This window comes from Cyanobacterium sp. IPPAS B-1200 (genome assembly GCF_001747005.2).
Classification (GTDB): Bacteria; Cyanobacteriota; Cyanobacteriia; order Cyanobacteriales; family Cyanobacteriaceae; genus Cyanobacterium.
This window is the reverse complement of record NZ_CP182899.1, coordinates 416,859-429,297: the sequence shown is the minus strand read 5'-3', so window position 1 is coordinate 429,297 and position 12,439 is coordinate 416,859. Positions and strand designations below refer to the sequence as shown.

The following is a 12,439-nucleotide window of genomic DNA, read 5'->3' as shown; positions in this document are numbered from 1 at the left end:
TTCTGAAGGGAGGCTGGTTGTTGCCACTGTTTTTGATGTTATGGTGAAGGCTAAAAGGTCTAATTTTTATTTTTCTCGACGGTTATTTACTCAAGTTTCTGATGGTTTGAGTGCTACATACACCCCAAAAACTTATCGTCGTCTATGTTGGTTTTTGGTTGGTTTGATGATGGTGGTGGGTGATAAGGGTTTAATTTTTTCTAATTTAGGGGCGATCGCCCTGTTGTTTTTCATCTATAATTATCAGGGAGTTTCTTTTTCTGCTCTTCAGGTATTTTCCCGTTTTTTTCCTTCCCATAATCGTCGTTTTACCTTGGCGGTGGCAGGAAGTGGTTTAGGTGCGATCGCTTTTTATCTTAGTGCTAAAATTTGGTTAGAAATAGATAGTCATTGGTTAGCGACAGCCATTATCTTCCAAGGATTAATCAGTAGTGGCACTTTTGCCCTTTTGGGTTGGTACTTTTATCAACAAAAAAATAACCAAAAGGAAACCTTTGAACAAAATATTAACCATCTCATTGCCGAATCTCCCCTCAAAAGATTATATGGACTCAACCAACTAATTCATCGATGGGAAACAGGTAAATTAAATATTTCTCAGACTCAATACATGATTGACTATTTATTAATCATGAAAAATAATGAAACTGATTCTATCATCCAAGAAAAACTAAACTACTTTCTCAATCAAATTAACCCAACAATTAATAATCGTTCATTAGAAAAAGCAGAGAAGAAACCTCTTAACATTCCTAAAAAATATAAAACAAAAATTATCATTAACAATTAAGGTGCGCTGAATTATTTTATAAATATTAGGGATTAAGTTAAAATGCTTTAATTAAAAATAATAGCTAAATGAAATAAAAAAGCCTAATCCTTCTGTTTCAACTCCTCAACCTTCAAAATAATAAAATATTCATAAAAACTCTGCAAAACACACCAAGCAAACCCAGCCCTACCATCCAAGAAACCCCTAAGAATAAAATACATATAAAACCAACGAAAAAAAGGTCTAAAAGGAATCCTAAAAGATAAATCCTTCAAAGCCCGACGGCGAATTACCTCCGTTTCCCCAAAAAACAAATCTTTCCATCTAATTTTATTTACTCCCCTTTGTTTAATACTTTCTATAGCCTCATCCGTAGAATAACGATTATGTTTTTCTAACCAACGACTCAATCCCTTACTACAAGTATAATGGGGATAAATATTTTTTAAATATCCTGCTTCCCCCTCACAAACCTCCCTTTCTGCGTGTCCAAAATCAATAAAAGAAACCTTACCTTTTTTAAATAAACGCATTTGATGACGAGGATATTGACTACTGTATTTTATCCAACTACCCAAAAACATCATCTTTTCCGCCACATAATAGCCCACATATTTGTTACTTTTAACCGCCTCCAAACACTCATTAAATAACTCAGGGGTAAATCTTTCATCAGCCTCCAATAGATATACCCAATCATATTTAGTTTCAATGTTTTCTAACATCCAATTTCTTTGTCTGCCATGGGATTCAAAGGCGTGTTGAACAAGTTTGACAGGGAATTGTGAAGCGATTTCCATAGTTTTATCATTACTAAAAGAATCAACTACAATAATGTCATCACATTCAGAAGCTGATTTTATACAATCAGCAATATCAATTTCCTCGTTATAGGTAAGGATAAAAATAGAAAACATTTAAAATATATAGTAAAAACATTACGAATAAAGAGTAATAAAGAATTATTATTCTTAAAAAAATTTCAGACAAATAATTAACCGTCATTTTCCATCCCAAGACATAAGACAACAGTTAATAACGAAGAGGTAAGAAAACCAACACTTTTAAATGAGATTATAATGGTTATAGCTTTAGAAGATAACAAAAATTAGAACATATTTCCATGGAATGGCAAGAAAGAAATGGTAACTGGGTGTTAACCCCATCACAACCCATCGGTATTATACATTTTCTTGGGGGTGCTTTTGTGGCCACAGCACCTCATATTACCTATCGTTGGCTATTAGAAAAACTTGCATCTCAAGGATATTTGATTATTGCGACTCCTTTTATAAACACATTGGACCATAAAAGTATAGCTCTTTATGTGTTGAACAAATTTGAAAATCTTTTACAAAGATTAGACAATAACACAGGACTAGATTTAAAATATTTACCTATCTACGGTATGGGGCATAGTATGGGATGTAAATTACATCTTTTAATTAGTAGTTTATTTGAAGTAGAAAGAGCGGGAAATATTCTGATTTCATTTAATAATTATCCCCTCCAAAAAGCAATTCCTTTTATGGATCAAATTATTCCATCTATCACTGATAATCTTAAAAATAATTGGAAGATTGATCCCAATGTACAATTTGAGTTTACCCCATCTCCAGAAGAAACCCAAAGTATTGTCAAAGATAACTATTCAACCCGTCGTAATCTGCTAGTGAAATTTAGTAACGATAATATTGACCAAACTTTAACACTACAACCCATTTTAAGCCAACTTTTCCCTAACATGGTTTCTACCCTGACTTTACAGGGAAATCACCTTACTCCCCTCGGACAAGATATTGATTGGGAAGTAGGAGAAGTTTTCACTCCTTTTGATGCTATCGGGCAATGGGTAAAACAGAGTTTTTCTCGTGATATTTATGAGTTAGAAAAAGAGGTTTCACGGTGGTTAAATCCAGCGCAATATTCTTTGTATTAATTATCTCAATGTCTCAATTTTATTTTAATGTAATAGGTTGAGGTAGGCAATGGGACATGCTTATTAGTTATTAGTTACAAATAGATTTTGTTAAGTATTTTATTTTCCTTTTTAGGTGGCATTTTAATGGGGTTAACGGTAGCCCCTACAAATTATTGGTTTTTTGCTTGGGTGGCGATGATACCTCTTTGGTTAGGCATAAAAAAAGAGTCTTTGTCAAAAACTCTTATTTCTTGTTTTGCGTGGGGATGTGGCTATCATGGTTTGGCATTGTTTTGGATTATGGGCATTCATCCCATGACTTGGATGGGAATAAGTTGGCTAAATAGTCTTTTGATTGCTTTATTTGCTTGGATTTTTATTACTTTTTGGGGGGCTGGATTAGTGGTTGCTTGGGGTGCTAGTTTTTATTTTTTTCTCAGCTATATAGAGCGTTTTAAAAAGACTATTAACAATCTTTTTATTAAAATTTTATTAGGGGCTATATTATGGGTTATATTTGAGAGGATGTGGAGTTTGTCTCCCCTTTGGTGGTCATCAATTGCTTATACCCAAAGTCCTTATAACTTATATTTTTTACAGTTATTAAAGTTCTCTGGAATTACTACTTTATCTAGCATTATTGTTATAGTAAATGCTTTATGTGCTGAGGGAATTAAAAGTTTTTATGATAATTTAAAGCATAACAATAGTATGATTAATTATCAGTTAAAAGGCTTGTTATTGACTATTTATAGTTTAGTAATATTAATATTGTCCCACGGTATGGGTTATTTACTTTACACTCAACCCATGGCTGATAATCCTGAAGAGGTTATTACGGTGGGTATAGTTCAGGGCAATATACCTAATACTATCAAATTGTACGAGTCTGGGGTAGGAAGGGCGATCGCCCGTTACACCGAAAGTTATGAAAAACTGAGTCAAACAGGAGTAGATTTAGTCATCACCCCAGAAACCGCCATTCCCCTATATTTTGACGACATCAAAACCAAAACAAAACTATACCCCGCCATCCTCAGAGAGAAAACTCCCATTATTTTAGGAGCATTTGGCAGCAAAGAAAATAACTTTAGTAATAGCCTCTTTAGCATCGATGCCCAAGGCAAAGTAATCAAACAATATGATAAAATCCACCTTGTACCCCTCGGCGAATATATACCCTTTGCTAACATCCTCGGCAACTTTATCAACCGCCTTTCCCCCCTCGATGCCCATTTGATTGCAGGGGAAAAAAATCAAATTTTTATAACTCCTCAAGGTAAAGTCATTGTCGGTATTTGTTACGAATCCGCCTATGGAGAGCATTTTAGACAACAAACTAAACAAGGGGGCAAATTTATCATCACATCCTCCAATAATGCTCACTACAGCGAAGCTATGCCCTCTCAGCACCACGCCCAAGACGTAATGAGAGCCATTGAAAATGACCGTTGGATGGCAAGAGCTACCAATACGGGCTACTCTGGTATTGTTGACCCCCATGGTAACACTATCTGGCTTTCTGACATAGACCAATATCAAACCTATCAGGGGGAAATATATCGCCGTCAAACTAAAACTCTCTATGTAAAATGGGGAGACTGGTTGAGTAATTTATTTACGATAATACTTTTAGGATTATTTATTTACACTTTCTTGGGATTTTCTAGCATACAAAAAGATTGATATTGTTATGGCGAAACAAATCTATTACTCGGTAACTTACCTATAGCATAAAACCTATTAAAAATAAGCAAAAAATAAAATGATACAGGCTTTATTAAAAGATAACCATTTAGACTTTGAAGAATTTATTGAATGGTATCCTGCATCCACTGAATATCAGTATGAGTTACACAACGGAAGTATTATTCAAATGCCAAAACAAAAAGGGAAACATTCACAAATAGCAGGATTTTTAATTACAGAATTAACTTTTGAAATAAGACGGTTAAACTTACCTTATTTTGCTCCCAAAGAATGTTTAATTAAAGGAGATAGGTTTTCAGGATATGAACCAGATGGAATTATTTTAGATAAAAAAATGTTGGAAAATGAACCATTATGGGAAAACCAATCAACTTTATTATCTGGAAATGCTGTTAAATTAATTATAGAAGTAGTTAGTGGAAATTGGAGTGATGACTATGCTTTAAAGTTAGATGCTTACGAAAGTTTGGGCATCAGAGAATATTGGATTATTGATTATTTAGGTTTAGGCAGACGCAAATTTATTGGTTATCCAAAACAACCTACTTTAACTATTTATACCCTTGAAAAAGGAGAATATCAAGGTCAACAATTTAGGGCAAATGAAATAATTAGGTCAACTATTTTTTCTCAGTTAAATCTAAATGTAGAGCAAATTTTCAAAGGTGATTTATAAATCAAATCAAACTATTCTATATCCCACAAAAAACGTATGACAATATGGTAATATAGTGTTGTATAGATGCTAGTATTTCATTACTTCGTGATAAAAGTAGTTTGAAAACCCTAAAATAAAAGTCTAGTTCCTAATATATTTAAAGATAAAAATATGAGTAATTTAGTTGACGAAAAAAACTCTACCATCCCTTCAGAGTGTTTGATGGCGAAAATGTCCCCTTCTGCGTTAAATTTAGTAGCGGATTTTTTTAAAGTGTTATCAGAAGGTAGTCGTTTAAATATCGTTTGTGCCTTACGTAGCGGAGCAAAAAATGTGTCAGAAATCATAGAAATTACTGAGTTAGGACAAGCAAATGTATCCAAACATTTAAAAATTTTAGCTGGGGCTGGGGTAGTAAATCGTACTCAGAAAGGTATTAATGTTTATTATCAAATATCCAATCCTTTTGTGTTTGAATTATGTGATTTAGTTTGTAATTCTTTGTCTATTCAAATTGAGCAACAAAATAAACATTTACAACTTTTACGGGCAATGCAACAAACCATTGAGAATTAAAGCAACCATAGAAAATTGAATTTTATGTTAATTTTCTTAAAAATTATTTTCTTTCTGGGGTTCAAGAGTAAGGTTAAAATTAGATACATAACACCGAATTATAATAACCTAAATACTTTTTAATTTATACATAACAATGATTACCTGTCCTAATTGCCAATATGAAAACCCTGACGGGGCAACTGTTTGTGAACTTTGTTTTACTCCTTTAGGGGATGGGGCTACGGTGACAAAATGCCCTAACTGCGAAGCTGATGTACCTCCCAATGCCACTTTTTGTGGTGAGTGTGGTTTTAGTTTAACCTATGGGGGTGGAGGTGATACCATGGATAATATGGACGTAGGAGCGACTGATGAGGCTAAGGCTTCCCCTGCTAGGGCGGAAAATCCTGTGGTGCAAGAAACTCTATTGCAAACCCCTTCGGCTAATCTTCTCCATGTACAAACTAATACCACCATTGAGTTAGCTTCTGATTTGCCTGTCATTCATATTGGTAAGGTAAATGAAACGGTCCCCCCTGATATTGATGTGTCGGGTTTCCCTAATTCTCAGATTGTTTCCCGCATTCATGCGGATATTTGTCAGGAAAATGGATCTTATTTTCTGGAGGATACGGGCAGTGCCAATGGTACTTATGTTAATCATGTTCCTCTGGGGAAGGGTAATCGTCATCGTTTGAGTAATGGCGATCGCATTGCTCTCGGTAAAGAAGATAAAGTAACCTTTATTTTTCAAATGGGTTAAGAAAACAGAGAGTTGGACGTAAGCCGGATTCTGTTCCCTCATCGGGGGTAGTTATCTATCTGGGGTGCCTGTTACCAAACACCTCAAGCGGTACACCAGAAGCGGAATAGGAAAAAGATCAACCTTCATTCCTCCGACCTTGCTTCCAACCGGGGTTTACCGAGCCAGTACCTCTCGATACTGCTGGTGCGCTCTTACCGCACCTTTGCACCCTTACCTTTATCAAAAGGCGGTATATTTCTGTGGCACTATCCTCACGCTCGCACGCACTGGGCATTACCCAGCAAGTCTGATCTTTCGGAAGTCCGGACTTTCCTCAAGCTAAATTCACAGGAAAACTTTAACTTGCAACTACCTCACCAACTCTCTGTGATATATATTTTATCACTGCTAACCAACTAATTGGTATTTATTTGATGTTGAATCTGGAAGTATGAATATTTTATATAGTTCAGAGGAACTGAGTATTTTCCTGTTTAAGTGGGAAAAATAGTTATAGGGAGAAAAGAGAACCGAAAATTAACGTTCGGTAATTACTCAAGAAAAAAACTTTAATAGTAACTCAGAATAAGTCATCATATAAAGTAGTAGTTAACAAATTGTTATATTTTTGTAAACATTTCTTGAGCCTCAGTACCCATAAACGAGATTTTAGAGAAAAAAATTTACAATAGTGAACTTTTTTTTACAAACCAGAGTCTATAAAAACAGTAATATAAAAAATAGACGCTCTTTGGAGATTCCTCGGAAAATCCAAAAACAATAAAAGGATCTGTTTTACCTTAACAATCCTATCACAAAAAAATTGCGCTTGAAGTTAGGAGAAGAGAAGCCCTATGCCCACTGCCAAATTAAACGGAATGGACAAGAAAAAAATTAACACTGTAGATATGGTGCGTACCTATTTACAAGAAATCGGAAAAGTCCCCCTTCTGAGTCATGAGCAAGAAATTGTTTTTGGGAAGCAAGTGCAAGAGATGATGTCTTTGTATGCCCAAAAAGAAGAATTAGCAGAAAAACTTGACCATGAGCCAACTTTAGAGGAGTGGGCAGAGGCTACGGAAAAAAGCCCTGCAGAGTTGAAAAAGCTTATTCATCAGGGTAAACGCGCTAAACAAAAAATGATTGAGGCGAATTTACGTTTGGTAGTGGCGATCGCCAAAAAGTACCAAAAAAGAAATATGGAATTTTTGGACTTAATCCAAGAAGGTAGTCTCGGTTTAGAAAGAGGTGTCGAAAAATTTGACCCCACCAAAGGTTTTAAATTCTCTACCTATGCTTACTGGTGGATTCGTCAAGCCATTACAAGGGCGATCGCACAACAAGCTAGAACTATCCGTTTACCCATTCATATTACCGAAAAATTAAACAAGATCAAGAAAACTCAGCGAGAATTATCTCAGAAATTAGGCAGAAGCCCTAATCAAAGTGAAATTGCCAACGCCCTTGACTTAGAACCGTCCCAAATCAGAGAATACTTCAGTATAGCCCGTCAACCCATCTCCCTCGATGTCAAAGTAGGAGACAACCAAGATACCGAATTATCTGAACTTTTAGAAGACGAAGGACTATCCCCCGACAAGTACATCACCCAAGAATTGATGCGTCAAGACTTGCACAAACTTCTAGGGGAATTAACCCCCCAACAACAGCAAGTAGTCAGACTACGCTTTGGCTTAGAAGACGGCAAAGAATTATCCCTCGCCAAAATTGGTCAGAGAATGGGAATCAGTCGAGAAAGAGTGCGTCAACTAGAACAACAAGCCCTTGCCCATCTTCGGAAAAAACGAGGTAGCGTCAGAGAATATATTGTCACAAGTTAACAATTAGCATTAGCAAATTTTCTCCTCAAAGACAACAAACCAGATTATGGAACACAATGCAAGCCATAGTCTGGTTTTTTGTGTTAGATACAATTATTTACAACTACCGTAATTAATAAAAATATTTAGTTACCATGAAACTATAAAACAACGAGGAGCAAGAAAATGAACAAGACATTATTATATTTAGTCTCTTGTGCTAGTTTACTTTCAATCGCTATGCCCGGGACTGCTTCAGAAAACACCTTCCCTGATAATGATAATAATCTTGAATCAAGTGTTTTCCTGTCCACCGAAGAATTTTATACCGTTTCAACCTCTTCCACAGTCCTTCAAAGTTTTGAAATGAATTCTTCCAATACCACCATTTTTAATAATACCCCTGAAGAATCAAAAATTGCCCAAAATAGTGATGAGAATTCTATTTCCTTCGATAACTGGTACGCAGGAGCAAGTTTAGGAGTATTTTTTCCTAGCGATGGACTTTTAGATACTGGTTTTGGGCCTGCTGGTTATATCGGTTATCAATTTACCCCCAACATAGGAGGAGAATTAGGATTATTATACGCAGGTTCAGATTTAGATGGCCGTGTGGGTGATGCCAATATTCTTTCCGTAATCGCCAGCGCCCGTTATAGCGCAGCATTTGAAGGTAGTAATAATTGGAACTATTTTGGTACAGCCGGAGTTGGATTTACTCGCTCATCTGTCACAGCCCCCGCAACTTTTGACTTAAATAATAACTTAGTTCAACCAGCCATCGACAGTGAAGATACCTCATTTAGTTTTGAGGTGAAAGGAGGGGTAGGGTATGAATTTAATACGAATACTTCTGCTTTTGCCCAGCTAAGATACCTAAACGTTTCTGGGGGCAACTCCAATTACTTATCCACTGAATTAGGGGTTCATTATAAATTTTAAGGGGCGGGGTTTAGGTGCGATTCTCTCCGCACCATAGGATGCCCTGTCATTCCCCTTATTATCTAAGCTAGAGTTTTCATAAAAACTTCTATATGGGTTTTCTACCATAGAGATATGTGAAATACTGAAGATATTGCCCCACATCCTCTGTTAAGTCATGCTCATGGTAGCGCCAACTCCAATTGTCGTCCACTGTGCCTGGGGTATTCATCTTAGAATTGGTACCTAAGCCCAATAAATCCTGTACGGGGAAAATAGCCATATCAGCCACCGAAGCTAGAGCAAGACGAATTAAGCTCCAATGGATACCTTCATCACAAATGCCTCCTATGTAGTCTACCACTTGCTTACGAGCGTCAAAAGAACGTTTTTCAAACCAACCTACGGTAGTATCATTATCATGGGTTCCTGTGTAAACGACGCAGTTGCGGTTATTATAATTAAACGGTAGAAAACCATTTGCCCGATCAGAATCAAAGGCAAAATGAAGTATTTTCATACCTGGAAATTTAAACTTATCCCGTAGGGCTTCTACTTCTGGAGTAATTACCCCTAAGTCTTCTGCCACAATGGGCAATGTACCCAATTCCTTTTTAAGGATGGTAAAAAATTCCTCTCCTTTGGCTTTTACCCACTCTCCATTCATAGCGGTGGTTTCCCCTTCTGGCACAGCCCAAAAGGATTCAAAGCCACGGAAATGATCAATACGCATAATATCTACATACTCTAACATTCCCTTAATTCTCTGTACCCACCAAGCAAAATTAGTCTTTTCTAAGGCCTCCCAATTATAGACCGGATTTCCCCATAGTTGCCCGGTTTCACTAAAATAATCGGGTGGTACCCCTGCCATGGATGCGGCGGCTCCTGTTTTTTCATCTAGGCAAAAAATACTTTGATTTGCCCATACATCCACACTATCATGGGCTACATAAATGGGAATATCTCCAAATATTTGGATACCTCTTTCATTGGCATAATTTTTTAAGCTGCACCATTGGCGGAAGAAGCTAAACTGTAAGAATTTATGATAAAACATTTCATCCCCTAGCTTTAGTTGCCATCTTTTAATGGCTTCTGGCTCTCTTTTAGCGATGTCTTTTTCCCACTGAAACCAAGCGGCACCGTTATGAGATTCTTTTAGGGCCATAAATAAGGAGTAGTTTTCTAACCAGTAACTATAGTCATGGCAAAACTGATCAAATTCTTGTTTATATTCATCTTCTTCTCTTTCCCCGAAGGTATCAAAGGCTTTTCTGAGGAGAGGGAATTTTGTCTCTGTTACTAGGTGATAATCAATTCTGGAGGGGTTGATGTGCTTAAATTTTGCTTGGACTTGGCTTATATCTTCTTCTGTTAATAAACCATCTCCATAGAGAATATCAAGGCTGATGAGGAGAGGATTACCCGCTAATGCAGAGTAGGATAGATAGGGGGAATTACCGCTTCCTGTGGGGCCTAAGGGTAATATCTGCCATACTTGTTGATCACTGCTATGAAGAAAATCGATAAAACCATAAGCTCCCCCTCCAAGATCTCCGATACCGTAAGGACTAGGTAATGAGGTAGGATGGAGTAAGATTCCACTGGAGCGACGATCAAACATGAGTTCTAGTTAGTTGTTTTGTACGATTTTATCTTAGCAAAGGGGATAAGTTTATTCAGCTATCAGCACGATTACTGAAAGCTGAATGGCAGTATTTTTTATAAGTCTCCTCTTAGGGCATAGAGAATAAAAACAATTACAGGTCCTGCGATGAGAATTAAACCAACGGAGGTTAGCTGTAAGATTACTTCAAAGTCAACGTTACTAAAAAAGTTTGTGATAAAGTCCATATTTGCTCCTAAGTAGTTAAATTATTATTTATGATACTGATTGTGCCTTTTTGGTATTAAACCATAATCTCTTGATATAAAATGGAGTTATGAATGAATGTCTTTGGATCTGACGTTTTAATACTCTTTTGAGGGTCAAATCAGCTTTTTTTATTTTTTATACTGACAAAATATATCATACTAGGAAAGGTTGCCCTCGATGGTGGTAATTCCAAGAAAATCTATTAAGTTTTGTTACGAGGTTTTGTTATGGGCAAATGGCGTTGTATGGAAGGTTGTGGTGCTTGTTGTAATTTAGATCCTAGGGAGCGTCCTGATTTGGATTCTTATTTGAGTCCTGAAAATTTGGAGCTATATATGAGTATGGTGGGGGAAAATGGTTGGTGTATCAATTACGATCATGATATGAGAAAGTGTACAATTTATGAGGATAGACCTAGTTTTTGTCGGGTTAAGCCTGAAACTTTTTTAGAAATGTTTGGCATTGAGGAGGAGGAGTTTAATGATTTTGCCATTGATTGTTGTGTTCAACAAATTGAGGGGGTTTATGGGAATCCTAGTGAGGAATTAGAGGCTTATGTGGCTGGATAGTTGAGACACAAAGATGATTGATGAGGTATCTGTTTGGTTCACGTTTCGGGATAAAATGCTACTTTAATCATTAATTAACTATCAAGGCTCCCTGACTATGGAATTAAATATCGGTTGGTTATATCCTAATCTTATGAGTACCTATGGCGATCGCGGCAATGTGATTTGTATTCAGAGACGTTGTCAATGGCGTAATTTGGATGTAAATATTTTACCCCTGGATCAAGGGGCTGATATAACTAGCTTTGAAAAGTTTGATTTGGTGGTAGGGGGAGGGGCGCAGGATAGACAACAGGAAATTGTCATGCGTGATTTACAAGGGAAAAAGGCAGAAATAATTAAGGAAAAGTTACATTCTGGTATCCCTGGAGTGTTTACTTGCGGTTCACCTCAATTGTTGGGTAAATATTATGAACCTGCTTTGGGGGAAAGGATTGAGGGTTTAGGTATTTTGGATTTGGTGACAAAACACCCTGGGCAAAATGTCCAACGTTGCATTGGTAATGTGGCTTTTGAGTTGGTGGGTAATCCTTTGGCGGATGATATTAAAAAGATGATGGGGGGGGAATCTCCTATGGTGGTAGGTTTTGAGAACCATGGTGGTAGGACTTATTTGGGGGATGTGTCGCCCTTGGGGAAGGTGTTGAGTGGTTATGGTAATAATGGGGAGGATGGTTTTGAGGGGGCTTTTTACAAAAGTGCGATCGCCACTTATGCCCATGGTCCTTTATTGCCTAAAAATCCTTTCTTAGCAGACTGGTTAATTATAAGGGCGATCGAGCAAAAATATCAAGAAACCATTACCCTAACTACCCTTGATGATACCCTCGCTCACCAAGGTAGAAAAGCTATCCTCAAAAAATTAGGTATCAAAAGTTAAAAAATA

13 protein-coding genes and 1 other RNA gene are annotated in these 12,439 nt (G+C 36.7%); 10 read left to right on the top strand and 4 right to left on the bottom strand.

Annotated elements, in window-relative coordinates:
* The first annotated feature begins 40 nt into the window (after window positions 1-40).
* Window positions 41-790, top strand: coding sequence for a hypothetical protein (locus A5482_RS01860; RefSeq protein ID WP_069790095.1), 750 nt, complete (start codon window positions 41-43; stop codon window positions 788-790).
* 83 nt (window positions 791-873) lie between these two features.
* Here A5482_RS01860 and A5482_RS01855 read toward each other — a convergent pair whose 3' ends face one another.
* Window positions 874-1,689, bottom strand: a complete 816-nt coding sequence (locus A5482_RS01855; RefSeq protein ID WP_069790094.1) for a glycosyltransferase family 2 protein — start codon at window positions 1,687-1,689, stop codon at window positions 874-876.
* 206 nt (window positions 1,690-1,895) lie between these two features.
* Between A5482_RS01855 and A5482_RS01850 the strand changes: the two genes are divergently transcribed.
* From A5482_RS01850 to A5482_RS01830, 5 genes are all read left to right on the top strand, one after another.
* Window positions 1,896-2,711, top strand: coding sequence for a DUF1350 family protein (locus tag A5482_RS01850; protein WP_069790093.1), 816 nt, complete (start codon window positions 1,896-1,898; stop codon window positions 2,709-2,711).
* A 126-nt stretch (window positions 2,712-2,837) separates the two neighbouring features.
* Window positions 2,838-4,379: an apolipoprotein N-acyltransferase gene (gene lnt / locus A5482_RS01845; protein ID WP_069790092.1), complete on the top strand. Its 1,542-nt coding sequence runs from the start codon at window positions 2,838-2,840 to the stop codon at window positions 4,377-4,379.
* A gap of 79 nt (window positions 4,380-4,458) precedes the next feature.
* Window positions 4,459-5,079 (top strand): Uma2 family endonuclease, encoded by a 621-nt coding sequence (locus A5482_RS01840; RefSeq protein ID WP_069790091.1) that lies wholly within the window; start codon window positions 4,459-4,461, stop codon window positions 5,077-5,079.
* A gap of 153 nt (window positions 5,080-5,232) precedes the next feature.
* Complete coding sequence (locus A5482_RS01835; RefSeq protein WP_069790090.1) at window positions 5,233-5,637, top strand: ArsR/SmtB family transcription factor; 405 nt, start codon at window positions 5,233-5,235, stop codon at window positions 5,635-5,637.
* Between the two features lie 136 nt (window positions 5,638-5,773).
* Window positions 5,774-6,382 (top strand): FHA domain-containing protein, encoded by a 609-nt coding sequence (locus A5482_RS01830; protein WP_069790089.1) that lies wholly within the window; start codon window positions 5,774-5,776, stop codon window positions 6,380-6,382.
* A gap of 4 nt (window positions 6,383-6,386) precedes the next feature.
* Here the strand turns inward: A5482_RS01830 and rnpB are convergent.
* Window positions 6,387-6,749, bottom strand: an RNA gene (rnpB, locus tag A5482_RS01825) — RNase P RNA component class A.
* A 469-nt stretch (window positions 6,750-7,218) separates the two neighbouring features.
* On the opposite strand from rnpB, the gene A5482_RS01820 reads away from it, so the two are divergent.
* Window positions 7,219-8,205, top strand: coding sequence for an RNA polymerase sigma factor, RpoD/SigA family (locus A5482_RS01820; RefSeq protein ID WP_069790088.1), 987 nt, complete (start codon window positions 7,219-7,221; stop codon window positions 8,203-8,205).
* A 165-nt stretch (window positions 8,206-8,370) separates the two neighbouring features.
* Window positions 8,371-9,126, top strand: a complete 756-nt coding sequence (locus tag A5482_RS01815; RefSeq protein WP_069790087.1) for an outer membrane protein — start codon at window positions 8,371-8,373, stop codon at window positions 9,124-9,126.
* Between the two features lie 88 nt (window positions 9,127-9,214).
* On the opposite strand, the gene malQ is transcribed toward A5482_RS01815, so the two are convergent.
* Both malQ and psb30 read right to left on the bottom strand, forming a co-directional pair.
* Complete coding sequence (gene malQ / locus A5482_RS01810; protein WP_069790086.1) at window positions 9,215-10,732, bottom strand: 4-alpha-glucanotransferase; 1,518 nt, start codon at window positions 10,730-10,732, stop codon at window positions 9,215-9,217.
* Window positions 10,733-10,830: 98 nt separating this feature from the next.
* Window positions 10,831-10,962, bottom strand: coding sequence for a photosystem II reaction center protein Ycf12/Psb30 (gene psb30, locus A5482_RS01805; RefSeq protein WP_069790085.1), 132 nt, complete (start codon window positions 10,960-10,962; stop codon window positions 10,831-10,833).
* A 249-nt stretch (window positions 10,963-11,211) separates the two neighbouring features.
* On the opposite strand from psb30, the gene A5482_RS01800 reads away from it, so the two are divergent.
* Entirely contained in the window at window positions 11,212-11,553 is a 342-nt protein-coding gene (locus tag A5482_RS01800; protein WP_069790084.1) for a YkgJ family cysteine cluster protein, read from the top strand.
* 97 nt (window positions 11,554-11,650) lie between these two features.
* Complete coding sequence (locus A5482_RS01795; RefSeq protein WP_069790083.1) at window positions 11,651-12,433, top strand: type 1 glutamine amidotransferase; 783 nt, start codon at window positions 11,651-11,653, stop codon at window positions 12,431-12,433.
* The last annotated feature ends 6 nt before the right edge of the window (window positions 12,434-12,439 follow it).